We start from the raw sequence: 25,133 nt of genomic DNA, 5'->3' as shown, positions 1-25,133 counted from the left end.
CGGGCCTGCGTGTGCTACGCGCCGACGGGGCGCCAGGCCCAGGCCCGCGCCATGCGGTCGCGCGCCTGCCAGGCTCGGATCGCCGCGTCGTCGCGCAGCGTCAGGCCGATGTCGTCCAGGCCGTTGAGCAGCGCCTCGCGTCGGATCGGGTCCACCTCGAAGCTGCGCGGCTCGCCGTCGCCCGGGCGCAGGGTGCGCGTGAGCAGGTCGACGGTCAGCGGCGTGCCGTCCGCGCAGGCCCGGGCCAGCGCCTCGACCTCGGCCGGCGGCAGCCGGATCGGCAGCACGCCGTTCTGGAAGCAGTTCGAGAAGAAGATGTCGCCGTAGCTGGGTGCGATGACCGCACGGACGCCCAGGCACATCAGGGCCCAGACCGCGCCTTCCCGGGACGAGCCACAGCCGAAGTTCTCGGCCGCCAGCACAAACGGCGCCTTCAGGAACAGCGGCTGATTGAAGACGCATGCCGGGTCGGCGCTGCCGTCCGGAAGGTACCTCAGGGACTCGAAGGCGAACGGCCCGAGCTGGTCCTTGGGCAGGCTGGTCAGGCGCTCGATGCGCACGATCAGGTCGGTGTCCACGTTGGCCCGCAAGAAGGGCACGGCGGGACCGGTGACGGTGGTAAAGGGTGGGGGTGCCATCGCCAGGTGCTCTCTTTCAGGCAAGGTGGCGCACGTCGATCAGCGCGCCTGTCACCGCGGCCGCCACCGCCATCGCGGGGCTGGCCAGGTGCGTCCGGGCCTGCGGTCCCTGGCGGCCGACAAAATTGCGGTTGGAGGTGGACACGCAGCGCGCCAGCGGAGGCACCTGTTCACCGTTGGCGGCCACGCACATGCCGCAGCCCGGCTCGCGCCATTCGAAGCCCGCGGCGGCAAAGACCTCATGCAGGCCTTCAGCTTCGGCGGCGCGCTTGACGTCTTCGGAGCCGGGGACCACCCAGGCGCGCACGCCAGGTGCCACCCGCCGGCCCCGCGCCAGTTCGGCGGCGGCCCGCAGGTCCGACAGGCGCGAGTTGGCGCACGAGCCGATGAAGACCCAGTCGATCGGTGTGCCGGCGATCGGCGCGCCGGCCTGCAGGCCCATGTAGTCCAGAGCCGCATGGAGGGCCGCGGCCTGCGGCGCCTCGCTGCCGTCGGGGTGGGGGATCTGCGCGTCGATGGCGATCGCCTGTTCGGGGCTGGTGCCCCAGGTGACCGTGGGCGCCACGTCGCGGGCGTCGATGACCACTTCGCGGTCGAACACCACGTCCGGGTCGCTGTGCAGCGCGCGCCAGGCGCTCACCGCCATGTCGAAGTCCGCGCCCTGCGGCGCGAAGCGGCGGCCCTTCACATAGGCAAAGGTGCGTTCGTCGGGCGCGACGATGCCCGAGCGAGCGCCCAGCTCTACCGTCAGGTTGCACAGCGTGAGTCGCGCCTCCACCTCCATGGCCTCGATCACCGGGCCCGCGTACTCGATGGCATGGCCAACCCCCGCGGCGGCGCCCAGGCGGCCGATGATGTGCAGCGCCAGGTCCTTGGCGGTGACGCCGAAGCCCAGCTCGCCTTCGCACCGGATGCGCATGCTGCGCGGGCGCTGCAGGCGCAGCGTCTGCGTGGCCAGCGCATGTGTGCTTTCACTCGAGCCGACCCCCAAGGCCAGCGCGCCCAGCGCGCCGTTGGTGCAGGTGTGGCTGTCGCCGCAGATCATGGTGACGCCGGGCAGCACGATGCCTTGCTCGGGCCCCATCACGTGCACGATGCCATGGCCGCGCTGCCCCAGGTCGAACAGGCGGATGGCGGTGCGCTCGGCAGCCGCCTTGAGCGACGACCACAGCCGGTGGCCGCCCGGGTAGGTGCCGCCATCGCGGCCGGGGCGGGTGGACACCGCATGGTCCGGTGTGGCGAACACCAGCGCCGGGTCATGCACCGCCAGGCCACGCTCGGCCATGTCCGACAGCGAGGCCGACCCCGACAGGTCATGCAGCAGGTGCCGGTCGATGTGCAGCAGGGCCCAGCCATCGCCCAGGTCGCGCACGACATGGGCGTCCCAAATCTTGTCGAACAGCGTACGGGGCTGCATCACGCGTGGCCTCGTGGGGCGGCGTGCAGGCCGACGGCGGGTGCCTGCGCGTCGATCGCGTCGGCCCCGGCGTTGAAGCGGCGGCGCAGCCGATCCCAATCGTCGGCGCCGAAGCGGCGGAAGGTCTCGCCCACGCTGGCGCCGACCGGCGGCACGATGCGGGTGGACCGCAGGGCATTCAGGGCGGCATCGGCGGCCTCGATCATGGCGCTCACCAGCAGGCCCGGCACCAGCGCCAGCTTGTAGCCCATCGCCTCGGCCTGCGCGGTGTCCAGCACGGGCGTCCGGCCGCCGGCCACGATGTTGAGCAGGCAGGCGCCGCGCACCCGCTGGGGCACCTGGGCCGCCTCGCGGTGGGTCTGCGGGGCTTCGACGAAGGCGATGTCCGCACCGACGTCCAGGGCGGCGTTGGCACGGTCGATGGCCTCGTCCAGCCCGTGAACAGCGCGGGCATCGGTGCGGGCGATGACAAGGAAGCCGTCGGAACGGCGTGCCTCCACCGCGGCCCGGATGCGGGAGACGAAGTCCGCACGTGCCACGACCTCCTTGCCGTCCAGGTGCCCGCAGCGCTTGGGCGACACCTGGTCCTCCAGGTGGATCGCGGCCACGCCGCGTGCCTCGTACTCGCGGACGGTGCGCGTGATGTTGAGTTCGTTGCCATAACCGGTGTCGGCATCGGCCACCAGCGGAATGCCCACGGCGCCGGCCATCACCGCGGCGTTGTCCACCATCTCGGTCTGGGTGAGCAGGCCGAAGTCGGGATACCCGCGCGCCATCGACGTGCCTGCGCCGGTCATGTAGACCGCGCTGAAGCCGGCTTGCTCGACCAGCCTGGCGCCGATGGCGTCGTAGGCGCCCGGGGCGACCACCAGGCCGGGCGCCGCCAGCAGCTCGCGCAGCGGGCTCGGGCGGGGAGAAAGAGGTGAGGTCGTGTTCATGTGGTTATATTGTCAATACAACTACCCGCGATGTAAAGCCCATGCCGGCGTCAGTGCGACCCGGCGGGGCAGGAGCGCGATCAGCGGTGGATGACCTTGCCGGCGGACATCGTGTTGATGGCATCCGCGGGGATGTCCATCAGGATGCGGCTGTGCTCGGGTGACAGGTAGATGCTGATGTGCAAGATGACGTGCTCGTCAACGGCGTGCATGAGGCGCACCATCTTCAGCAGGGGCATGCCCACCCCCAGCTGCAGCAGGCGTGCCCGCGTGGGGTCCGCGGGCACGGCGGTGAACTCCTGCACGACACGGCCAAAACGCACGCCTTGTGCCTGCAGCACCTCGTAGAGCGCCTGCTTCTTCAGGGCGCTGGCCGTCACACCCTTGGCGTGCGCGGACGGGATCCAAGCCTCCGTCAGCATGGTGGGAATCTGGCCCACCCGCCGCACCCGCGCGGCATGCACCGCCTTCTCCGCAGGTACCAGGCCCAGTGCCCGAGCCACCATGAGCGGTGGCACCCGCGAGCCCACCTCCAGCACCTCCACCTGGGTCTCGGCGGCCACATGGCGCAGCTCCTCGAGCAGGCCCAGGCTGGGCACGGGCGCTGGCGCGCCCACACCCGCCCGCAGGAAGGTACCGAGGCCGTGGCGACGTTCCACCCAGCCCTGTTCAGCCAGGTCCGCCAGGGCCCGCCGCACGGTGATGCGGGAGACGTCGAAGCGCTGGCAGAGCGCCTCTTCCTTGGGCAGCGCCCCGGTCTCCGCATAGGCGCCATTGCGGATCTCGTTCAGCAGCACCATGTAGATCTGCCGGTGGAGGGAGGTGCCTGGCACGCGGCTCAGCTGCGGCGTGTCCTTGGGAGCGGTCGCGGACATTCGGTGATCATAAACACCGGCTCACCGCGGGACACTGCCCCGCGGTCCCGGCTCATCGCTGGGACGCGACGATGGACAGCAGGGCGGCGCCGGCCAGGCTGGCAGCGATGCACAGCATGGCCACGACCAAGGCCTCGGCCATGGCGGCCGGGTTGGGCGCGGGTCCGGCGACGCTGAAGAAGACGCCCCCGATGACCGCCACGCCCAACGATGCGCTCAGTTGCAGCGCCGAGTTGGTGACGCCGGCGATCATGCCGGATCCGCCTGGCGGGGCCCGGTCAATGACGGAGCGCACCAGCGTCGGCAAAGCCCAGCCCTGTCCGAAGCCCAGCAAGCCGACGGCGACCGTGACGGCGGCGAGGTCGGGCCTGCTGCCGGACGTGTGCCACACCAGCGCTGCCAGCAGGATGCAGCCGGCGACCTCGAGCCCCATGCCGATCGCGGGCACCCAGCGGCCGAACCTGCGCGTGGCCCACGGCGTGGTCAGCGGGCCGATGAAAAATCCGAGGCCAAACGGCAGGAACACCAGGCCCGTCGACAGGGCGTCCATGCCCAGCGCCGACTGCAGGTAGACGGAAAAAACCAGGAAGAAGGCGGACACCACATAAAAGCCGAGCACACTTGCCAGGCCGGCCCGCAGCGCCGGTATGCGGATCAGGTCGACGCTGATGAGCGGCACGCCGCCCCGGCGTGCGTAGGCCAGTTCATGGCGCCAAAACCGGATGCCGACCAGGGGGGTGGCGACCAGCATGGCACCGGCCCACCACGGCCATCCGTGCTCGCGCCCCTCGACCAGCGGCACGATGAGCAGGGTGAGTGTCAGCGCGCAGAGCAGCATCCCGATGCGGTCGATCGGCGCCGGCTCGTCGGCGCGTGCGTCGGGCAGCAGGGGCAGCCCGCCGATCAGCACCACCGCAACGAGGGGCAGGTTGACCAGGAAGATCACGCGCCATCCCAGGTTCAGAAGGTTGGCGGCGATCAGCGCGCCGCCCAGGGCCTGGGCCACCACCGCGGCCAGGCCGATCGTCGCGCCATAGATGCCGAGGGCACGCGAGCGCTCGTGCAGCGGAAACAGGGCATGGATGGAGGCCAGGCACTGCGGCGCCATGGCGGCGGCACTCAGGCCTTGCAGCACCCGGCCGATGATCAGGACCTGCGGCGACGTCGCCAGCCCGCACACCAGGGACGTCGCCCCGAAGCCGCTGATGCCGAGCAGGAAGATCCGTCGCCGCCCGAAGAGGTCGCCTAGCCGGCCGCCGGTGATGAGGAACACCGCATAGGCGGCGGCGTAGCCGGAAATCACGAGCTGCAGTTCGGCGGGGCTGGTGCGCAGGCCGCCGCGGATGGACGGCAGGGCCACGTTGACGATGAAGAAGTCCAAAGGGGGCAGGAATGCGCCCACCAGCAACACCGCAAAGGCGAGCCATCGCCGCGGGTCGGCGGGCGCAGCGTCCGATCGCGCTGCAAGTCGGGCGGACATGGGCTGGCTCACCGTCCGTGCTCGAAGTTGGTGGCGAGCGAAAGCTCGCGCCAGGCAGCGATGTCGGCTTCGAAAGCGTCCAGCTTGCGTGCCGCGGCCCGGTGCGCCGCCGGACCCAAGGGCAGGTGCAGGGGCGGGTGCTCGGCGTCGACCGCCCGCAATATGACGGCGACGGCCCGCGCCGGGTCACCGGCCTGCTGGCCATCGTTGCGCTCTCGGTAGCGGTGCCGTGCATGCGCCGTTTCGGCATACGCCTCGATCCTGCGCGCGGCCGAGGCCATTGAACGGCCCAGGAAGTCGGTGCGAAAGGGGCCGGGTTCCACGATGAGCACCCGCACGTCCAGGGGCGCCAGTTCTTCAGCCAGCGCTTCCGAGAGCCCCTCTACCGCAAACTTGGTGGCGTTGTAGAAGCCGGAGCCCGCGGACCCCGCGATGCCGGCACTGGACGACAGGTTGACGATGCGTGCGCCTCTTCGCTTGCGCAAGGCCGGCAAGGCGGCGCGGGTGGTCTCGATCAGCCCGAAGACGTTGGTGTCGAAGAGGGGACGGTACTCGTGGGGTTCGCCTTCTTCGATGGCGCCGATGAAGCCCGTGCCCGCGTTGTTCACGAGCACGTCGAGGCCACCGAAGGCCTGCTCGGCCACAGCCACTGCACGTTGCGCATCGCCGGGACGTGTCACGTCGAGCGATACCGCCCTCACAGTGTCAGGGTGGCGGTCGCACAGCGGCTGCAATGCCGTGGCGCGGCGCGCCGTGGCCAGCAGCCGGTCGCCGCGTGCGGCAACGGCGTCGGCCAGCGCCCGGCCCAGTCCGGCCGAACAGCCGGTGATCAGCCAAGTCTTGCTCATCGGTTCCTTTCCAAGCCATCGGGGTGCAGCCACTGTCCCAGCATCAACTCTGTTCGCCAACTGACAGTGCTGTACGCTTGGCGTTCACTTATGAAAGGGCCGTCGTGTGGAGTGGAGCGATGTCCGCATCTTCCTGGCCGTCGCGCGGTCGGGCACCCTGGGCGGTGCCGCCCGCTTGCTGCAGCTGAGTCACCCGACCATCGGACGCCGCCTGCGTGCGCTGGAGCAGGCGGTCGGCCACACACTGTTCCAGCGCACCGCAGACGGCTTGGTGCCGACCGACGAGGGCGCCGGGATCATCGCGCTCGCCGAGCAGATGGAAGAAGGCGCCCTGGCGATGGCTCGGCGCCTGGATGGCCGGCAGGAAACGCTCCAGGGCCGGCTGCGGATATCGTCCGCCGACTGGTTCGGTGCTTATGTGTTGCCAACCATCATTGCGGATTACACACGGTCGTATCCGCATGTCGACGTCGAGGTACTGACGGGGACCCGCCTGTTCAATCTGGCGCAGCGGGAGGCCGACGTGGCCTTCCGGATCGTGCCTTTTGAAGGTCCCGACGTGGTGCAGCGTCGGCTGGTCCGCCTGCCGTATGGGGTCTACGTCGCTGAGGGATCACCCGACCCGGTGTTGGGCGATGGCGCCGGGTTCAGGCTCATCATGCACGACACCTCGACCGGCGTGTTTCCCGACATTGCATGGTTGAAAGCGAGCTTTCCGAACGCCCGGCCGCTGCTGTCGACCAACAACCGCAACGTGCAGGCGCGCATGTGCCTGCGCGGCATCGGGATCGCCGTGTTGCCACGGGTGGTCGGCAACCAGGTGCACGGGCTGCGGCGGCTGCAGTTGACGGACGAGCCACCCAGCCGGGACATCTGGATGGGCTATCACCGGGACCTGCGGAGGCTAAATCGCTTGCGTGCTTTCATCGCCATCGTGAACGAGCACGTCGAGGCCCTGCAAGCGTAGGTCCGCGGCTCAGGCGCCGGCCGTCGCCATCCAGCGTCCGTTCAAGAGTGTTCGGGCGCAGTGCAGAAGTGGCAGTGCACCCGGCCCTGGTGCGCCGTCATCATCCGAGGCTTGCTGAGCCGTCGCGGAGCAGCTTCTTTGAGGAACTTGCACATGGGCAGATTGAAAGACAAGGTTGCGATCGTCACGGGCGCATCCAAGGGCATCGGTGCGGGCATCGCGCGTCGACTCGCGGCTGAAGGCGCGCAAGTGGTCGTCAACTATGCAAGCAGCCAGCGCGAGGCCGACGCAGTGGTCGCCGACATCGCTGCCGCTGGCGGGCGTGCCATGGCGGTGGCGGCGGACGTGACCAACCGGGCACAAGTTGAATCACTGGTTCAAGCCGCGATCCAGCATTTCGGTCGCTTGGACATCGTGGTCAACAACGCCGGCATCTACCGATTCAGCAAGATCGAGGAGGCCAACGAGGCGTCGTATCGCCAACAATTTGAGATCAATGTCTTGGGTCCGCTGCTGGTGACCAGCGCTGCTGTTCCTCATCTCGGCAAGGGCAGCAGCATCATCAACATCAGCTCGAATGTCACGCGTGTCCATCCTGCGGAGAGTGCCATCTACACCGGCACGAAAGGGGCGATCGACGCCATCACGGGCGTGTTGGCGCGCGAACTCGGGCCGAGGGGCATTCGCGTCAACGCTGTGAGCCCTGGCCTGACCGAAACGGAAGGCACGCACTCCGCCGGGGCCGTGGGCTCTGATTTTCAAACTTGGAACGAGGCCCACACTCCGCTCGGACGCATTGGCCAGGTGCAGGACGTTGCACCCATCGTCTCGTTTCTGGCCTCGGACGATGCGGGATGGGTCACCGGTGAGCTCATCCTGGCGTCCGGCGGCATGCGCTGAGACGGCGCAAGATGTGAGCGCCGTCGAGGGCGACGTTTCCAGTATCCCGCGCGCGTCCGCACCGCCGTGCCAGCGCCTTCGGCAGGGAGGCGATCAGGGCGGTCATGTCGTGGTCGCCGGTGTCATTGAGCTGGACGGTTGGGAATCGGCGAGCAGCGCCTGCCGGCCAAGTCGACGGTCCGGTTCACGGTGCGTGGACGGGCCTGGCCAGCGTCCGCTGTGGGGGTCGACGGCGCGCTGACCGTCTGCTTTGCGGACAACCGGATTCGTCGTCGAGGCCGGGCAGGACAGCGGTGATGTACCGAGGGTGCGGGGGCCGGGCGAGGTCCATGGGGTTCGCAGTCCGTGGATCTCCCGCATGTGACGACCGACGCATCGCGCTGGTGTTCCCCGCGTGACGTGGCGAACGGACCGCTCAACAGCGGTCGACCCGGTCGGCGCCGCGCGGCGCGGCGCGGCTGTCGACCATCACGAAGCCGTTCTCGGCCGTCTGTCCGACGTCGAGAAGACCGCTCACGGCACCGTCGGGGCGTTCGCGCGATCGCGACGCCCGAAGTGCCCGGGGGGCAGGCCGACATGGCGGGTGAATGCGACGCTGAACGCGCTGGCCGAGCCGTACCCGACGCGCGCTGCGACGTCGGCGACCGTCGCGCCGTCGCGCAGGAGCAGGCGCTTGGCCAGCGCGATGCGCCAGCCGAGCAGGTAGTCCATGGGCGTCACACCCACCAGTCGGCTGAACCGGGCGAAGAACGCAGAGCGGGACATCGCGGCCTCCCTGGCGAGCTCCGCAACGGTCCACGGTGCGTGCGGCTGCTCGTGCATCCGCCGGATCGCCACGGCCAGCCGGTGGTCGGCCAGTCCGCGCACAAGGCCGGGCGAGGCCGCGTGTCCCGGCGCCGAGCGAAGTGCTTCGATCAAGAGCACGTCCATCAGGCGGGCGAGCACCACCTCGCGTGCCGGGCGCCGGGCGCGGAACTCCGCGTGGACCAGCGATACGAGGGTGCTGAGCGTTGGCTCGCCGCGCACGTGGACGAGCTGCGGCAGCAGCGACACGAGCAACCCGGCATCCGGCGACGCGAACAGGCAGTAGCCGACGAGCATGCGCACGTCGGGCGAGGCGTCCGGGTCGCCGTGGCGGATTTCGCCGTCGGCGCGGAAGACGTATGCCGTCTCTTCGCCCGCCGCCGGTGGCTCGAGGCTCGACACCGTGAAGTCGAATGCGGCTGGAACGAGCACGAAGTCACCTTGCTCGAGCAGCAGCGGCTCCTGCCCCTGGAGCGTCAGCCAGGCGGTGCCGTCGACGATCGCGCAGAAAAACGGGCGTCCCGCCTCCGCGCGACGCGCCATCCACTGTCCAGCGGCCGTGGCGACCTTGGCGAAGGGAGCGCTCGGGCGCAGCAGCGTGACGACCTCCGCAAGCGGATCGACCATACCTGGACTGTGGAACACATAACATGGACTTTGCATTGTAGTCAGTCCGGCTGGCGGACCGTATGGTTTGGAACTGCACCGTCGCTCGGCGGTGCCGCCTCCCATCGAAGTCGCCAAGGAACCGTCTCATGTTCACCTCCATCTCGTCCGTCGGCCCCATCCCGTCCGGTGCACCGGTGCCCGTCCTGTCGGTCAGTCCCATCGTGCTGCCCGCGCCAGGGCGCACCGTCGCGCTGCAGCTGCGCGTGTCCGTACCGGTGGTCGGCCGCGATCTCCCGATCGTGCTGCTGTCTCACGGGCACGGCGCGTCCAACCACTTGTCGTCGCTCAGCGGGTACGCGCCGCTCGCCAACTACTGGGCCGCGCGCGGCTTCGTCGTCCTCCAGCCGACGCACCTGTCGTCGGCCACCCTGCGCGGTGTGGTCGACCCGCACGGGCCCGAAGGCGCGCTGTTCTGGCGCTCTCGCGCCGAAGACATGACGCGTGTCCTCGACACGCTCGACACGATCGAGGCGGCGGTGCCAGGGCTGCGCGGACGTGTGGACCGGGGCCGGGTGGCCGTGGCGGGGCACTCGCTCGGCGGCCTGACGGCGGGCATGCTGCTCGGCCAGCGCGTCACCGACGCCGATGGCACGGTGGTCGATTTGCGCGACGCGCGGATCGCCGCCGGCGTCATCATTGCCGGGCCGGGCAACCCGTCGTACCTGACAGGGGCCGCGCGGGATCGTTATCCGATCCTGCGCACGCTCGACTTTTCCGCGATGACCGCGCCCGCGCTGGTGGTCGTCGGCGATCGGGACGTCAATCCGATGTTCTCCGACCAGGCGGAATATCGGGCCGGCGCGTACACGTTGAGCCCCGGCCCCAAGGACCTGCTCACCGTGTTCGGGGGCGAGCACATCCTCGGCGGGATCTCGGGCTACGACGCCGCGGAGACCACCGACGAAAACCCATCGCGCGTCGAGGCGGTGGCGCAGCTGGCGTGGGCCTACCTGCGCACCGCGCTCAACGCGGCAGACCCGGCCTGGTCCGATGCGTGCGCCGCGCTGCGCGATTCGCCGAGCCCGTTCGCCCGCGTCGACGCCAAGTGATGGGCGCCGCCTGCTCTAGGTTCACTCACCCGTACGGCGGCGTGACCCGTCGCCGAAAGGCCAACGGCTCGCACGATCTCCAGGTTGCGCGACCCGTGCTCATTGCGGGAAGCCCGGCCGCGACGCGGAACGAAGACGTTGGCCGCCGCGTCCCCCACCTCAACTTGGCTTGGCCACGTCGTTCCCGTCAACTCGCTTCTTCGTCCCGCACTGGAGGACGGGCAGTATGTGACCGCCCTTGCGTTGATGTCCGCCAAGCGGAACCTGACGGAGGGCTACGGGCCACGAGCGGTCCTCCCACCTCGGCTCCGTCTGGTTGGCCTCTGCGTCATGCGCGAGCCCGACTTGCAGTGTCCGATCTGGAGGTCGTTCCCGGAGCACGACCGCCGGTTGGCGCAGGACCAGAATGCAATGCAGGCGCGTCGACACCTTGCACCCGTTCTGCTGACGGTGTAGTTTTGGCTGCCTGCCTGTCGGACGACTCCTCTTGGTTCTACACCGCGAGCAGGCCGGTTTTGCGATGCGCCTCGATCAGCGAATCGCAGCGCGCGCTGTCCGACCGTCCCAGCGCCATGCGCTGTGCCCCAGCGACTGCCGCGTGGACCGCCCGTGCACGTTCGGCGCTCGCAACGTGGGTGAGTCCGGTGGCCACCAGCACTCTTGTCAACCAGGTGGTGTTGACGCCCGCGAACGCCTTCACCGTGGCCTTCACGTTGTCAGGCACGTTGTCTTACTCCGCCACATGGATCTCCCCAGGCAGAGGCGGTCGCCATCTTGCAACAACATCCAAACGTGGTTGGGGCGTCGCGGAGGGCTTCCGCGCGGTCTACTGCCTCGCCCCGCCTTGCAGCGAGTGCCTTGGCAGTTTCCTCCCCGTACCGCTTCGCCACCGCCGCGCCACGGTGGGCTTGGTGGGCAAAGTGGTGGTAGCGGCTCGCGGGCTTGATGCCCACGGCATCCGCCACTTCGCGAACGTTCAGGCCGGCGCCGCCGCGCGACTGAGCCGCCTTTTCTCGCGGCTTCCCGGATGTGCTCGCGCGCATTGGCTTTTGCGTGGCCCGTCCGTCTCGCCACACCATGTCCCGTTGCAGGCCAGGTGGTCTGGAACATCGCGGGGCCCTGCGGGCGTCAGCCAAATCGTCCCGCGGCATGCCGGCTTCATGAAGGCCACCTGGCAGGGACGTGGTCCGGTCGCCGGCGACATCGGCCGCATCGACGTCGACTTCATCGACGAGCTGGACCCCCCCTCGACCCGCAGAGCGTCGGAGGCCTCGGCAAGGTGGTGAGGGTCGGCGTTGCGGCGCGGTGGCCAACGCCGTGTTCGATGCGACAAGTCATCGGCTGCACCACCTGCCGATCACGGGGGTGGATCTGACTTGAGACCGGCTCCCGCTCCAACTCGCATCATCCGTGGCCTGCAATGCAGCGGTGACAAATGAAACAGCCGCGCGCCCACTCTGCAGAAGCCGGGTGACCTGCCTTTTGAACACTGGCTGTTCGACGCCGCCGTTCGGCGACCGTCCCTCCATGTTCGAAAGAAGGAAATCCGATGACGCTGTATTCCCGCTGGCGGCGCCAGTGCACGTCGTTCCCGCGACGCACCGCCTCCTGGATCGTTGGACTTGCATCCGCCTTGACCCTGTCCGCATGTGGCGGGGGCTCGGATCCCGTCGAGATCTCGACGGAGGGGATCGAGTGTGAAGTGCAGGTCTACGCTTGCACTTGGGGCGACGTATCACCCAGCGTGATCGCCAGAAGTCTAGAACTGGGCCACAAGTATGACGCCCAAGTACGCACCGGGGTGCGCATGGCGGAGGTCGCCAGGGCGCTGCAAAACGAGGCGCCCGGTGTCGTCATACAGCATGACAACAACACCCTGCGCTTTCGACTGCCCGAGGGGCGGCCTGTCTGGATCGTGTCGGCCAGTTCCTTGATGACAGCAGCGGTTGACGGCACCCCACCCGCCCGAACCAAGGCGGCAGAAAGTGCTCGGGGAAAAACCAGGGCGCTAGAAACAAGGCAGGCGACGCTCGGGGTGGTGAATCCCGACAGTCCGGTCAAAAGCGCTGTGGTGCTCGCACCCTACCGCTGGCAGGGTATCGGGACCGGCGCGGACGCGGTGCTTGATCTGTTGAGGGAGACCGAGGGCTACGAGGTGACGGCGCGCATCAACGACACGCGCGGCGGCCGGCATGCAACGGCACTTGATTTCGCCGAGTTCGACCACTACGACGTGATCTATGCAGTCACCCACGGCACTGAAATCTGCCACGACGCGGTGACCGGTGCTCCGCTCATGCCCTGCAAGGCAGGGCTTTCTGCGGAGACACTGGACTTGGCCAAGGAGCAACTGCCCAAGTTCTTGCTCAAGGGGGTCGAAGTCCTCATTCACGACGACAAAGCCGTGATCTGGTTGGTCGACGACTTTTTCCGGGCAGCGTACCGCTCGGGACTGTCAAAGAAGCTGGTGTACTTTGATGCGTGTTTGCTGGGTGCCTCACACAACAGCGGCATACGGCGGGCACTACAAGGAGCGGACAGCGTCTTCGTGGGCTGGAGCGGCGTCGTGTCCAACGCTCATGCGCACTACATTGCCGACCTGATGTTCGGTTGGCTGCAGCAGGGACTGTCCCTGCAGGACGCGTACCGTGAACTGGGTGCCGCGGCCCGCTACAAAGAAGGGGTTGAACTGACGACCAACGGGCGCGACATCCGCATCCGGGACCTGGTGCGTGCCCACGACGGCGTCACCGGCCAGGAAGTCAAGGACGGCAGCACCGTGCAGCCGAGCACCCTGGTGGGCGACGGCGAAGCCGACGTGTTGCTGCTGGACCTGACGGTGGATGGCATCGTCCCGGAGAAGATCGCGCACTACGCGGTGTCGGTGTTCAACGACGGAAAAAAGCTGGTGACGCTGCCGTGGAGTGGCGTGGAACAGCTGGCCGACTTCAGCTTCCGCTTCACCGGCGAGGTCCCGCTCGGCTTTGCCGCGCAGGGCGGGGAGCCGCTGGACCTGACCTTCTCGGTCGACCTGCCCGAGGGCGGCAACAGCCGCCGCCAAGCGAAACCGTCGATCGTGCAGGCGCAAGCACTGCCGGCCTCCTTCGTCATGAACAGCACAAACGTCGACAAGGGCACCGGTGGCGCTGTCCGGACCACCACGGCCACCTGGGTGCTCAAGCCGGGACAGGATGCGCAGGCACCGTATCGCGACTACGTGGTGCAGGAGGGAACCATGTCGGTCCAGCGCTCGTACCGGGCCGGCAATTGCCAGTTCGACTACAGCGAGGTGGTTCCCATCCCGCCGAACGAATCCAACACCTACTTGCGCATCCATCTCGACAGCCAACCCATGGTCGTTGTCGGCATGGCCTTTACCAAGGGCAAGGAGGTTGAAGTGGAAGGGCGCTGCGACTTCGGCGGTCCGCTGAAGAAGACCGTGAACATCGGTGGCGACTACTTCTTGTCTGAAGGGGTGCAGATCGCTTCCACGAGGTCCTTCTCCGGGGTTCACGACAACGGCGCCCCGGCCGGTAGCGTGATCCACTGGACGTTCGAGGCGGCGGCGCCCGCTCGCGTCGCCGTCCGGCCCGCCGCTCGTTGAGTCGAACCCCAACGATCACGCTAGGGGCGGCTGCTGTCCACCAGTTGCCGCACGACCTCGAGTAGCCGCGCGTTGTCGAATGGTTTTTCGAGGTAGAGGCACCCGCTGTCCTGCAACAGTGCACTGGTTGCCGGGGACAACGTGTCCCCGGTGACAAACAGCGTGCGTCTGGCCAGTGCAGCATCGACGCTGGCCAGGGCCTGCAGCAGTGCCGTGCCCTCCATGTCCGGCATCCGCACATCGGACACCACCGCATCGAAGGCCCCTGCCTGGATCTCGCCCAATGCATCGCTGACCGAGCCGGCCACCGTGACGTTGAAGCCCACCGCCTGCAGCAGGTCGCGCAGCAGGTCTGCGACGTCCTCCTCATCGTCCACCACCAGCACGCGGCCGCCGCGGTGTGCGCCAGGCTCGGCTCCCGCAGGCTGTGCAGGGGTGCAGGCCGGCACGGGCGCCGTCGGCACGCTCAGCCGGAAGGAGGCGCCGGGCTGAGCCGGCTTCATTGCCTCCAGCACCAGGTCGCCGCCATGGCTCTGCAGGGCTTGGCGCGACATGGACAGTCCCATGCCGGTACCGCTGCCGGGCGGCTTGGTGGTGAACCAAGGCTCGAAGATGCGCGCTGCCAGGTCCGCCGGCACGCCTGGCCCGTTGTCCATGACCCGGGCCACGACGCGCGGCTCGCGGGTGGCGCGCCGGGCTTCCAAGCCGGTCTCCACGTGCACTTGACGGCTGCCCGGCGGCATGTCGGCCAGTGCGTCGCGTGCGTTGACCAGCAGGTTCAGGATGACCTGGCCCAGCTCGTCGGCATCCGCCAACACCGGCGGCAGCCCCGGCGCCAGCGACAGCGTGACCTGGATGCCATGGGTGCGCATCGAGTACGCCAGCAGCTCGGCAGCCGCCTGCACCAGCGTGTTGAGGTCCACCGGGGCCCGGGCTGCGGGCCGGCGCCGGGCCATGTTGAGGAAGGTGCGCACGATGCGGCCGCAGCGCTCGGCCGCTTCGCGCAGCCGCACGATGTGCTGCAGCAGCGCCGGGTCGCGGCACTTGTCTTCCAGCAGCCCGGCGCGGCTCATCACGATGGCCAGCGGGTTGTTCAGCTCATGCGAGACCCCGGCGAGCAGGCTGCCCATGGCGCCGAGCTTGTCGGCCTGGCGGAGGGCCTCGCGCTGGCGGTCCAGCGCCGCGCTCTCCGGCAGCGGCGGCGCGGCCGCACCCTGCGGTGCCGGGCGCGCCGTCCACCAGTGCAGCACCGCGCCGTCCGTCAGCAGCCAGCGGCCGCGCTGTTGCTGCAGCCAGCGGGGCGCAGCGCCGCGGCCGATGCGCAGCCAGCCGGTCTCAGCGCTGCCTTCGGCCGCATCGGGCAGGACGACGCCAAAGGCACCGGCGGGCTGGCCCTGCAGCTGCCCGGGCGACTGGCCCAGCAACTCGGCCAGCGCCGCGCTGGCATGCACGATGCGGCCCTTGTCGTCGGCCACCAGCACCAGGTCGGCCATGCGGTCCAGCAATGCGGCCAGGCGGGCGGGTTCAGCCTGCGCCGTCATGCGGCGTCGGCGGTGCGGGCCACGAACATGTAGCCCACGTTGCGCACGGTCTTGATGACCTCTGGCTTGTCCGGGTTGCGCTCGATCTTGCGGCGCAGCCGCATCACGCGCATGTCGATGGATCGGTCGTACACGTCCCATTGGCGACCATGCATCATGTCCATCAGCTGGTCACGGTTGAGCGCACGGTTGGGCGCACGGGCGAAGGTGGCGAGCAGGTCGTATTCGCCGCTGGAGATGGGCACCTCCAGGCCCTCGGCGTCCAGCAGGCGGCGCTCGTCCATCAGCAGCAGGCAGCGGCCAAACCGCACCTGCGGCTGCGCGGCGGCGGCCGCGGCATCGGTGGCGGGCGGCACCAGGCTCGCGCGGCGCAGCACCGCACGCACGCGGGCCAGCAGCTCGCGCAGGTCAAAGGGCTTGGCGACGTAGTCGTCGGCGCCGATTTCCAGGCCCACCACGCGGTCCACCGGTTCGCCAGCCGCCGTCAGCAGCACGATGCCCAGCCGGGGCCGGCTTTCGCGCAGCCAGCGGGCCAGTGACAGGCCGTTCTCGCCCGGCATGTTGATGTCCAGCACCACCAGCTCGACGTCGGCCTCGGCGATGCGCTGTCGCGCCTGCTGCGCATCAGCCGCGGTGGCGACCGCCAGGCCGTGGCGGCCGAAGTACTCGGCCAGCACCTCACGCAGTTCTGGCTCGTCGTCCACCACGAGCAGCGAGGGTCGGGAATCGTTCATGTCGTGTCCTGCTTCGACCGGGAACGCAGCCGCTCAGTGCGGCGTCGGCGCGGATTCTTCCATGCCCACGCCCGGCGACGCGAGGGCGCCCACCTCCCGCACGGCCCGCAGCACGTCGTCCTTGCGGAAGGGCTTGTCCAGCACCCGCAGGCCGCTGGTGCGCAGGAAGGCCTGCGACTCGCTGCTCAAGGTGTCGCCGGTGACGACGATGACGCGGCGGGCCAGCCTGGGCTGCCGGCGCAGGATCTCCGCATGCAGTCCAGCGCCGTCCAGGCCGGGCATCTTGAAGTCGGTCAGCACCACGTCCACCGGATGGTGCGCCAGCAGCGCCAGCGCCTCCTGGCCATCGTGGGCGACCTGCACCTGGCAACCACCCGCCCCCAGGATCTCCGCCAGCAGCTGCGCGATCTCCGGTTCGTCGTCCACCACCAGCACTTGCGGCGTGGCCTGCGGCTGGGGCGCCTCGGCCGTTGCCGGCAGTGCCGGGGCTTGGGCCGCCAGCGTGGCGCCCGCGGGCAGCCGCATCACGAAGCGCGCACCTTGCGGCGATGCCTCCAGCCGCAGGTGGCCGCCGTGGGCCTGCACAATGGCGAGGCTGACCGACAGGCCCACGCCGGTGCCTTCGCCCACGCCTTTGGTGGTGAAAAACGGCTCGAACACGCGCGGCGCCAGCGCCGCCGGCACGCCGGGACCGTTGTCCGCCACTTCCACCCACACCGAGCCGTCGGCCCAGCGGGTGATGATGCGCACCAGCGGATCGCCTCGGCCTTGCAAGGCCTGCTGCGCATTGGTCAGCAGGTTCACCAGCACCTGGCCGAGCTGGCTTGCGTCCGCCATCACTGGTGGCAGCCCGGGGGCCAACCGGGTCTGCACCGCCACGCCGCTGCTGCGCAGGTTGTACGCCAGCAAGTCCAGTGCGTCGGTGACCACCCGGTTGACGTCCACCGGGGCACGGCGAGGGGCTTCGCGCCGGGCCATGGCCAGGAAGGTCTTGACGATGCGGGAGCAGCGTTCAGCCGCCTGGCAGATCTTGCCGGCGGCCTCTTGCGTCTGCGTGTCCGGCGTGGTGTCCTGCAGCTGGCGTGCACGTCCGATGACCACGGTCAGCGGGTTGTTCAGCTCGTGCGCCACACCGGCCAGCAGGCTGCCCAGGGCCGACAGCTTCTCACGCTGGTGCAGCGTCTCGCGCTGGTGGGCAATCTCGCGCTCGGCGTCCACGGCCTGCGTCACATCGCGGATGTTGAGCACCAGGCCCTGCACCGCCGGGTGCGCCCGCATGTCGCTGCTGACGGCTTCAAGCACCCGCAGGCCGCCATCCGCATGGCGGGCGCGGAACTCCACCGGGCCGCCGGTGGGCGCGGCCAGCCGGGCCTGCAGCCGCTGGGCTTCGTCGGGCGGCACCAGGTCGAGCGCCGGCCGGCCGAGCAAGGCCTGCGGCGACACGCCCAGCATGCGCTGCACCGACGGGCTGGCATAGCGGAAGCGGCCTTGCTCGTCCACCACCGCGATGAAGTCGGAGGCGTTGTCGGTCATCGCGCGCCAGCGCTCTTCGGTCAGGCGCACGGCGGTGAGTGCCTCTTCGATCTGCTGCTTGTCCGCGCGCAGCGAGGCGTCGCGCAGCGCCACCTGGCTGACCATCTGGTTGAACGCAGCCGACAGGCGGCCCAGCTCGTCGGCGCGGCCGTCGGGCAGGCGCACCGCCGTATCGCCGGCGGCCAGCCGCTCTGCTGCCCGGGTGAGCGCGCCCAGCGGCACTGCCACATGGTTGCGCAACACCACCCACACCGTGCTCAACAGCGCCAGCAGGGCCGCCGCGCCCAGCCACAGCGCCCACATGGCGGTGCGCATGGCACCGGAGCGCACCACCGAGCCGGGCACCGTGGCGGCCACGTACCAGTCGGGTCCTTCGATGGCCGATACCGCCACGTAGAGATCGTCGGCATGGCTGAAGCGCCAGGGCACGGCGCCGCCGGGCCGCTGCACCAGCGCCAACAGGGTGGCCTCCAGGCCGTCGCCCGCAGGCTGCAGCTGCACCCGTTCCAGGCTGGGCAGCGCACTGTCGTAGCGGGCGGTGTCCGCGATCAGCCGGCCGTTGCGATGGAAGATGAGCTGCCGCGCACGGGGAGAAGGGGGCAACACCCGCGACAGCACGTCCGACAGCCGCAGCGTGGTGCACACCGCCGCCACGTGGCGTTCGCCCAGGTGGATGGGCGTGACCACGGCGAAGGTGGCGCCGTGGCGCGGATCGACGTCGTCCACTTCCGGCGTGGAAAAACGCGGGCCGTCCCCGGGCCGGGCGGGCGCGTAGGCGGTGCGGCCCCAGTCGAACTGGAGCTGGTCGTAGTGGTCGCCGATGTCGAAGATCCAGTCCGGGAACAGCTCCGGGTCGTAGCCCATGTTGGACTGCTGGGGCAGACCGACAAAGTACAGGTTGTCATGCCGCAGCGCGGCACCGGGCCCGTAGCGCTGCGACAGGTCGTGGAACAGCACCATGCGCTGGCGCAGTTCGTCGTCCACCTCGTGCTCGCGGGCGATCCAGCCGGTGGGAAAGCGCCGCCCGTCGGCGATCTCGCGACGGCTGCGCATGGAACCGTCGGGGTAACGCGCCATCAGCGCCTCGAAACGCTGCAGCACCTGCGGCGTGCGGTAGGCCGGCCACTGCTGGATGAAGGCCTGGCGCAGCGCCACGTGGGTCTCCACGGTGTAGCGGAACACCTGGGTCGCGACCCGCGCACGCTCGCTCGCCTCGGCCGCCAACGCGCCGGTGGCCTGACGCTCGGCCTGCCGATACAGGAAGTAGGCCCCCAGCGCCGTGGCCAACAACAGCAGCACGGTGCCGCTGAGGGCCAGGCGGAGCAGGGTCTTGCCGGTGAGGGATCGGAGCAGGGGCAAGGCAGCGATGCGCCGGCGCGGATGCCGGTTCGGATCAGGCCGCCATGCTGGCGACCGGCGGTTGCGCCCGCATCACGGCGCGGGCCCGCGAATGTCACGTTTGTAACGCCAGCAGGCCGGCCGACAGCAGCATGGCTGCGGCCGACAGGCGGCGCAGCCGGGGGCCGCCCGGCGCCGCACGGCCCCCGGCGCAGCGCCAGCCCAGCACGGCGTAGGCGGTCATCACCACGCCGTCGATGGCGGCCCAGGTCGCGAACATGGTGGCGAACTGCCAGCCCAGCGGCCGTGTGGCGTCGATGAAGGGGGGCAGCAGCGCACCAAAGAACAGCAGATCCTTTGGATTGGTCAGGCCCAGCAGGAAGCCCGCGCGGAGGCCCTGCCAGCCGGTGGCGGGGTGCGCCATCACATCGGTCGCCCGATGCGCAACGCACCGCCACTGCCGCAGCGACAACAAGACCAGGTAGCCGACGCCCGACCAGCGCAGCAGCTCGCCCAGCCAGGGCACCTGCTGCATTGCCGCACCCAGGCCGACGGCCGAGGCGCTCAGCAGCACCAGCGCCGACAGCGTGCCACCCGCCACGGTGTGCAGGCTGCGCAGCACGCCCAGCGCCGCGCCCTGGCTGGCACACAGGCAGGCGGCCGGGCCGGGGAGAACGATCACGGCGGTGACCACGCTCACGAAGAGAAACCAGGTGTCGGACTGCATGTCGGGGTGCCGGGGGCCGTTGGCTACAGGAAGCCGTGCAGTTTTGGCGGTGTTTGTCATCGCCCTGCCACCTGCTTTGTCACGCAGGTTGCACCTGTCACGTGGGCTGTAGCGCGGACCGCGCTCGTCGCGCCGGTGCCCGCGGGCAGCGGCCTGCAGGGTGCCGCGGCATGACATGGCGTGACACACGCAACCCAGGCCCCCGTGGCGTGCAGTCGCCGCGTGACAGGGGCAGCCGACAGTGGCTGGCTTCCCCACATCCCGGAGCCCCCAATGTCACGCACCCCACCTTGCACCTGCGGCGCCGTCCGCCTGCGACGACGCGACCTGCTGCTGGCCGGCACTGCCAGCCTGCTGCTGGCCGCCTGCGGCGGCGGCAGCGACAGCGACAGCGGCGCCCTGCCTGCCGGTCCACGGGTGCCCGCGGAAACCGAGCCACACCAGGCGATGCTGCTGGCGTCGCCCACGCTGGAATACAAACAAGGCTGGTCCAACCTGCTGACGCAGGTCGAGATGGTGCAGGCGCTGATCACCGAATTGCCGGTGGTCTACCTCTGCAATGCCGGGCCCGACGGTCAGCCGGCCGCCGCGGACGTTGCTGCGCTGCGCGAGGCGCTGCTGCAGCGTGGTGTGCCGGCGGCGCTGCTGGCGCAGCGGCTGCGGTTCGTCACTGCCGCCCATGCCGACTACTGGTTGCGTGACTACGGCGGCATCTTCCTGCACGACGGCCAGGGCGGCCTGTCGGTGGTGGACTTCGAGTTCGACGGTTATGGCTACCTGCCGTTTGCCGGACCGGTGACCCGCGCCGTCTATGAGCATGACAACGACCTGTCGCTGCGTGTGGCCTCGGCCCTCGGCCATGGCGTGCGGCGCAGCAGCCTGGTGGCCGAAGGCGGCAACCTGCACTTCAACGGTCGCGGCACGGTGGTGGCCACCGAACTGGGCCTGCTGGGGCGCAACCCGGGGCTGAGCCGCCCGCAGGTGGAGCAGGAACTGCGTCGCAGCCTGGGCGTGCGGCATGTGATCTGGCTGCCGCGCGGGCTGGCCACCGATGCGCACACGGTGCTGCAGACGCCGTATGACTTCGGGAAGGACCCGGTCTACAACATCGGTGTCAACCACATCGATGAACTGGTGGCCTGGGTCGACGACCGGACGCTGCTGCTGCCGGAGGTGACCGATGCCGACCTGGCCGCAGCCGCGGCGGTGGGCGATCCGCTGGCGGCCCTCAACCGGTCCATCCTCGACGAGGCCGCGCGCCTCCTGTCGCAGGCGACCGACCAGGACGGCCGGCCGCTGACCGTGGTGCGCGTGCCCGAACCCGGCAGCATCCTGGTGGAACTGGTGCCCGGGGACGGCGCCTACGAGTTCATCGCCGACCTGGATGCCCATCCGGTGCACCGGCTGGGGGGTGCAGAGCGCTTCCGGCGCCGCGAGCCGGTGCGCATGGCGCTGCCGGCCAGCTACATGAACTTCATCGTCACCAACGGCCTGGTGCTGGTGCCGCGCTTCCACAAGCCCGGGCGCGACGCCGCGCTGGCCGGCAAGGACCAGCTGTTCCAGCAGATCGTTGCCGCCCGTTATCCGGGCCGTCGTGTGGTGGCCATCGACGTCGACGCCCTGGTGGTGGGCGGTGGCGGCATGCACTGCATCTCCCAGCACCTCCCCGCCGTGCCGGCGGCCTGACCTCCTCCTCCCACCCTGTTCCCAAGGACACACCATGAACATCCCCTTTGTTGCCGCCTGCTGCCTGACGGTGGCTGCCCTGTCGACGTCGGCCGCACCCGCGCCGTTGGTCAGCGACTTCGACGTTTACATCGATCCCCCCACCGCCTTTGTCTTCGTCAAGCTGCCGCAGGGCTGGAAATTCGTCGGCCAGGCCGACGCCGTGCGGCTCGAGCGCTTGCCGCGTCATGTGCACACCCGCTTGCTGGCCTCGGAGCCCGGTCATGACGCACACGATTGACAGCACTTCGCATGTGCAGCGCCTCGGGTGCATCGCCCGGTCGCTGCCACGGCCGCTGCACCGGACCATCGACCGCCTGCAGCGTGCCCTGGAAGCCCACAGGCGCCGCCGTCAAGGTCGGCGCGAGCTGGCGCGCCTGAGCCCCTGCGAGCTAAGGGACATCGGCCTGTGTGAACACGACTGGCAGCGGGAGCTCGGCAAGTCGCCGTGGCTTTGGTGACACGGCTTCGATCAATACCTTCAAGGACACCGTGATGCGCTTAATGCTTCTTTGCAGCCTGACGGCCCTGTGCTCCGCCGTCCAGGCCGCGCCTGTTCTCTACGACGGTGGCCTGCCTGACCTGAGGCAAGGCTATGTGTCGGACTACCATGATCCCGGTGGTACCCGCGCCGAAGTCGCAGATCGCTTCGGGGCGGCTGCCCCCGGCCACGTGGCCGTTCCCCGCACCTTGCGCTGGTGGGGAGGTTATCTCTTTGGCGACGGCGCACCGGCAGGTGACCTCTTCAGCGTGCGCCTGTGGAGCGACAGCCTTCCCGCGCCAACAGGGGAGCCGCTGCACGCCAAGAGCTTTTATCCGGCGAATCCGGTGAGCCGCACGGCCACGGGCCAGTTCCTGGTGACCGCCACGGGCGAACAGGGTGCGCAGATCTATGAGTACGCCGTGCAGGTGGGGGAACAGTGGACGCTGGCCCCGGGTTCCGCCTACTGGCTGGCCATTCAGAACGACACCACCGGGGACGATGACAGCTGGTTCTGGGCCACCTCCCATGCGACTGCAGGCGCTGCCACCTGGCGCGAGCACTACGGTAGCTGGGGGTCCTTGCAGGCATCCATGGCGTTCCAGATCGAGTTCGACGACCCGGACGCGCCGCCTGCGTCAGTGCCTGAACCCCACAGCCTCACCTTGCTGGGCGGCGGCTTGGCAGCCCTGTGGTTCACGGCACGGCGGCGCATGCAGGAACGACACGCTGAAGGCCGCGCGAGACACCCATGACGTACAGGTCTGCGGCCGGCGCGAGCATCTGACGCGGTCGACCGCGCGAGCAACACGAACAAGGGCGCGGGTCTTGGTCGCTAGAAGCGCATGCCGGGCGTCAGCAGCGGGATGGCGTTGGCCTCGCCCAGCGCCCACCCAGGCAGCACTGGCCGCAGAGCGTTGCAGCGCCTGGCGCTCGAGCAGCCAGTCCGTCCGGGCCGCCATGCCGGCGCCACCGGCGCCGCGGCCACCGGCCTTTCGGCGTCATCGGGCACCAGCACCGGGCCACCGGCCCGCTTGTGCGGCACCCCGCCTAGCGCAGGATCCAGGCACCTGCCGCTCGGCGCTGTGAACCGCAGGCCGCGGCACTCCGGCGCGCCGCGTCACCCCGTTCCATCACGGTGCAGGCCGCAGGATCTGCTGCACCGCCAACCCGCCGATCTGCCGCCCCATCGCCTCTGCTGCGTTGGTCGCCGAGCGGAAGTGAATGCCGCCGTGCACACGCGCGTCCGACACCTCGCGCACAAAGTCATCGGTGCGCTGCCAGCGGCGTGTTGTGCCTTTGGCGGTGGGGCTGCTGGTGGCCAGCACCGGCATCGTGCCGCCCTGCACCTCGGCGTCGAGCACCGTGGCCACCGACGTCGCGAGGATGCTGTGGCCGCTCGGGTACTCGGGGTGCATCGGCGCTTCGATCAGCGGTGTCCAGGCGGCGTCGCGTACCGTCGCGTCGTTGCCGTCGAGGTCGCCGTTGCGGATGGCCGTGGCCGGGCGCCAGAACTGGTAGTGGTACTTGGCATCGAACACGGCGATCAGTGCATCGTCCATCGCCTGCGCCACCGCGGCATAGAGGCGTGCGTTTTGCGCCAGGTCGCGCTGCGGCTGCTGCGCCACCGACTGCACCACGCCGTGGTAGATCGCCGGCAGCGAGTACTCCCAGAAGCGTGCGGCTTCGGTCTGCTCGGCACTGCGCCGCGTGCTGGCGGCCTTGCCCCCCAGCGCCTTGACCTCGTTGAAGTCGCGCACCCACTGCTCGCTGTTCAGCGCGGGCGGCGGTGCCGGACGGAATTGCGCGGCACTGGCCATCAGCCAGGGCTTTCGCTGCGACCACTGCGGCACCGCCATCGGGGCCGTGGGCACATACATGCCCGCCGTGGTGTAGGGGCGGTGGCTTTCGGGCGTGCTCGCGCCGTCCTCGGCACGCGTGACCAGTACGGCCTGGGCCGCGGCCTCTCCGGCGGAGATGCCCTTGTTCCGCGCGGCACCGTCGGCCACGCTGTTCAGCGCCGCCTGGTAGGCCGCGTCGATCGCCGGCTGTTGGGCGGGCAGCAGGCGGGTCAACGTCACGCGGTGCGCGGCGGCCAGTGCGGCTTCGGCCGAAGCCTGGCGCTGCTGAGCGTCTTCGATCGCCTGCAACGCCGCGGTCTGCACGATGGCCATCACGCGAGCCGCAGGCGGCGTGCCGAGCTTGGCTTCGGTGATCAGGTCACCCGACTTGCGATTCCAGTCGGTGACGGCGTCGGCGTTGGCACATGGCGCAGCAAAGGCGGCGGCGATCGACATCAACGTGGTGGCAAAGGGAACGTGGTTCATGTTCATGATTGGCTCTTGTAGAAGTGGTAATCGGCGCTGTAGGGCACGCGCAGCGTCTGGCCTGCGGTGGGGCAAGTACCGGCCGGCGCGCTGCCGCCGGCGGTGTTGACGCGCTGGATCTGGGTGATGCCCATCAGCAAGCCTGCGGCGGTTGGGGTCTCGCCGCCCGGCCGGGCCGCCAGCAACAGCCATGGGATCGCGTCGGCCACGGGCGCATCGGCACGCGCGGTGACACTGCCGACAACACGGCTGCCGTCACTGGCCTGCCAGTGGGGGCCCGCGCCGTGCGTGCCGATCGTGCGGCCGGTGGCGTCGAACAGGCCCGCCTGTGGGGCGACAAGGCTCCACTGGCTGCCGCGGCACTCGTAGATCTGCACGCCGCGCGCGCTGGCGCTCAGCGCCAGCGTGGCGCCTGGGCCCGGCCGCAGGGCTTCGGGCACAGGCATTGGCATCGGCGTGACTGCCGAGCAGGCAGCCAGTCCTGGGACCACGCCGGCGGCGAGCAAAAAGGTCTTTGAGTTCATGGTGTGGGCTCCTT

Annotated in this window: 22 protein-coding genes; 8 read left to right on the top strand and 14 right to left on the bottom strand. The window is 69.7% G+C overall.

Annotated elements, in window-relative coordinates; translation table 11 throughout:
* Window positions 1-14: 14 nt before the first annotated feature.
* From leuD to VO99_RS18110, 6 genes are all read right to left on the bottom strand, one after another.
* On the bottom strand, window positions 15-638 hold the full coding sequence (leuD, locus tag VO99_RS18135) for a 3-isopropylmalate dehydratase small subunit (RefSeq protein WP_046114316.1): 624 nt from the start codon (window positions 636-638) through the stop codon (window positions 15-17).
* A gap of 16 nt (window positions 639-654) precedes the next feature.
* Window positions 655-2,055 (bottom strand): 3-isopropylmalate dehydratase large subunit, encoded by a 1,401-nt coding sequence (gene leuC, locus VO99_RS18130; RefSeq protein WP_046114315.1) that lies wholly within the window; start codon window positions 2,053-2,055, stop codon window positions 655-657.
* On the bottom strand, window positions 2,055-2,993 hold the full coding sequence (locus VO99_RS18125; RefSeq protein ID WP_046114314.1) for an isocitrate lyase/PEP mutase family protein: 939 nt from the start codon (window positions 2,991-2,993) through the stop codon (window positions 2,055-2,057). The genes leuC and VO99_RS18125 overlap by 1 nt, the downstream gene beginning before the upstream one ends.
* Before the next feature lie 80 nt (window positions 2,994-3,073).
* A complete protein-coding gene (locus tag VO99_RS18120) occupies window positions 3,074-3,868 on the bottom strand; it encodes a GntR family transcriptional regulator (protein WP_046114313.1) in 795 nt (264 codons plus the stop codon).
* A 52-nt stretch (window positions 3,869-3,920) separates the two neighbouring features.
* Complete coding sequence (locus VO99_RS18115) at window positions 3,921-5,348, bottom strand: MFS transporter (protein WP_046114312.1); 1,428 nt, start codon at window positions 5,346-5,348, stop codon at window positions 3,921-3,923.
* An 8-nt stretch (window positions 5,349-5,356) separates the two neighbouring features.
* Window positions 5,357-6,196: an oxidoreductase gene (locus tag VO99_RS18110; RefSeq protein WP_046114311.1), complete on the bottom strand. Its 840-nt coding sequence runs from the start codon at window positions 6,194-6,196 to the stop codon at window positions 5,357-5,359.
* A gap of 106 nt (window positions 6,197-6,302) precedes the next feature.
* Between VO99_RS18110 and VO99_RS18105 the strand changes: the two genes are divergently transcribed.
* Window positions 6,303-7,163, top strand: coding sequence for a LysR family transcriptional regulator (locus VO99_RS18105; protein ID WP_046114310.1), 861 nt, complete (start codon window positions 6,303-6,305; stop codon window positions 7,161-7,163).
* A 153-nt stretch (window positions 7,164-7,316) separates the two neighbouring features.
* Window positions 7,317-8,063 (top strand): SDR family NAD(P)-dependent oxidoreductase, encoded by a 747-nt coding sequence (locus VO99_RS18100; protein ID WP_046114309.1) that lies wholly within the window; start codon window positions 7,317-7,319, stop codon window positions 8,061-8,063.
* 513 nt (window positions 8,064-8,576) lie between these two features.
* On the opposite strand, the gene VO99_RS18095 is transcribed toward VO99_RS18100, so the two are convergent.
* Window positions 8,577-9,494 carry an AraC family transcriptional regulator gene (locus tag VO99_RS18095; RefSeq protein WP_046114308.1) on the bottom strand — a complete coding sequence of 306 codons (918 nt, stop codon included), beginning with the start codon at window positions 9,492-9,494 and terminating at the stop codon, window positions 8,577-8,579.
* A gap of 128 nt (window positions 9,495-9,622) precedes the next feature.
* On the opposite strand from VO99_RS18095, the gene VO99_RS18090 reads away from it, so the two are divergent.
* On the top strand, window positions 9,623-10,585 hold the full coding sequence (locus VO99_RS18090) for an alpha/beta hydrolase family protein (protein ID WP_046114307.1): 963 nt from the start codon (window positions 9,623-9,625) through the stop codon (window positions 10,583-10,585).
* A gap of 493 nt (window positions 10,586-11,078) precedes the next feature.
* Here the strand turns inward: VO99_RS18090 and VO99_RS31370 are convergent, their stop codons facing one another.
* A complete protein-coding gene (locus tag VO99_RS31370) occupies window positions 11,079-11,309 on the bottom strand; it encodes a hypothetical protein (RefSeq protein WP_232315412.1) in 231 nt (76 codons plus the stop codon).
* Between the two features lie 825 nt (window positions 11,310-12,134).
* Here VO99_RS31370 and VO99_RS18075 point away from each other — a divergent pair.
* Complete coding sequence (locus VO99_RS18075; protein ID WP_157039628.1) at window positions 12,135-14,189, top strand: hypothetical protein; 2,055 nt, start codon at window positions 12,135-12,137, stop codon at window positions 14,187-14,189.
* Between the two features lie 20 nt (window positions 14,190-14,209).
* Here the strand turns inward: VO99_RS18075 and VO99_RS18070 are convergent, their stop codons facing one another.
* The 4 genes from VO99_RS18070 to VO99_RS18055 form a co-directional block, all read right to left on the bottom strand.
* Window positions 14,210-15,730 carry a hybrid sensor histidine kinase/response regulator gene (locus tag VO99_RS18070; RefSeq protein ID WP_083440713.1) on the bottom strand — a complete coding sequence of 507 codons (1,521 nt, stop codon included), beginning with the start codon at window positions 15,728-15,730 and terminating at the stop codon, window positions 14,210-14,212.
* The gene (locus VO99_RS18065; RefSeq protein ID WP_046114303.1) at window positions 15,727-16,464 is read right to left on the bottom strand and encodes a response regulator; all 738 of its coding nucleotides are present in this window, start codon (window positions 16,462-16,464) and stop codon (window positions 15,727-15,729) included. The genes VO99_RS18070 and VO99_RS18065 overlap by 4 nt, the downstream gene beginning before the upstream one ends.
* Window positions 16,465-16,497: 33 nt before the next feature.
* A complete protein-coding gene (locus VO99_RS28990; protein WP_052736435.1) occupies window positions 16,498-19,356 on the bottom strand; it encodes an ATP-binding protein in 2,859 nt (952 codons plus the stop codon).
* 94 nt (window positions 19,357-19,450) lie between these two features.
* Window positions 19,451-20,062 (bottom strand): LysE family translocator, encoded by a 612-nt coding sequence (locus VO99_RS18055; RefSeq protein ID WP_052736434.1) that lies wholly within the window; start codon window positions 20,060-20,062, stop codon window positions 19,451-19,453.
* Between the two features lie 273 nt (window positions 20,063-20,335).
* Here VO99_RS18055 and VO99_RS18050 point away from each other — a divergent pair, with 273 nt between their 5' ends.
* From VO99_RS18050 to VO99_RS18040, 4 genes are read left to right on the top strand one after another with little or no spacing between them, the layout of a single operon-like run.
* On the top strand, window positions 20,336-21,748 hold the full coding sequence (locus tag VO99_RS18050; RefSeq protein WP_046114302.1) for an agmatine deiminase family protein: 1,413 nt from the start codon (window positions 20,336-20,338) through the stop codon (window positions 21,746-21,748).
* A 34-nt stretch (window positions 21,749-21,782) separates the two neighbouring features.
* Window positions 21,783-22,028: a hypothetical protein gene (locus VO99_RS30365; protein WP_046114301.1), complete on the top strand. Its 246-nt coding sequence runs from the start codon at window positions 21,783-21,785 to the stop codon at window positions 22,026-22,028.
* Complete coding sequence (locus VO99_RS29645) at window positions 22,012-22,248, top strand: YjiS-like domain-containing protein (protein ID WP_198156988.1); 237 nt, start codon at window positions 22,012-22,014, stop codon at window positions 22,246-22,248. Before VO99_RS30365 ends, VO99_RS29645 begins: the two co-directional genes overlap by 17 nt.
* Window positions 22,249-22,282: 34 nt before the next feature.
* Window positions 22,283-23,023: a PEP-CTERM sorting domain-containing protein gene (locus VO99_RS18040; protein WP_046114300.1), complete on the top strand. Its 741-nt coding sequence runs from the start codon at window positions 22,283-22,285 to the stop codon at window positions 23,021-23,023.
* A gap of 378 nt (window positions 23,024-23,401) precedes the next feature.
* On the opposite strand, the gene VO99_RS18030 is transcribed toward VO99_RS18040, so the two are convergent.
* Together VO99_RS18030 and VO99_RS18025 are read right to left on the bottom strand one after the other, a co-directional pair.
* Entirely contained in the window at window positions 23,402-24,601 is a 1,200-nt protein-coding gene (locus VO99_RS18030; protein ID WP_232315411.1) for a vanadium-dependent haloperoxidase, read from the bottom strand.
* Window positions 24,598-25,119, bottom strand: a complete 522-nt coding sequence (locus VO99_RS18025; protein WP_046114297.1) for a DUF3455 domain-containing protein — start codon at window positions 25,117-25,119, stop codon at window positions 24,598-24,600. The genes VO99_RS18030 and VO99_RS18025 overlap by 4 nt, the downstream gene beginning before the upstream one ends.
* Between the last annotated feature and the right edge of the window lie 14 nt (window positions 25,120-25,133).

Origin of the sequence: Aquincola tertiaricarbonis (genome assembly GCF_000969605.1) — a bacterium.
GTDB classification, from domain to species: Bacteria; Pseudomonadota; Gammaproteobacteria; order Burkholderiales; family Burkholderiaceae_C; genus Aquincola; species Aquincola tertiaricarbonis.
This window is presented reverse-complemented; position numbering and strand designations above follow the sequence as displayed.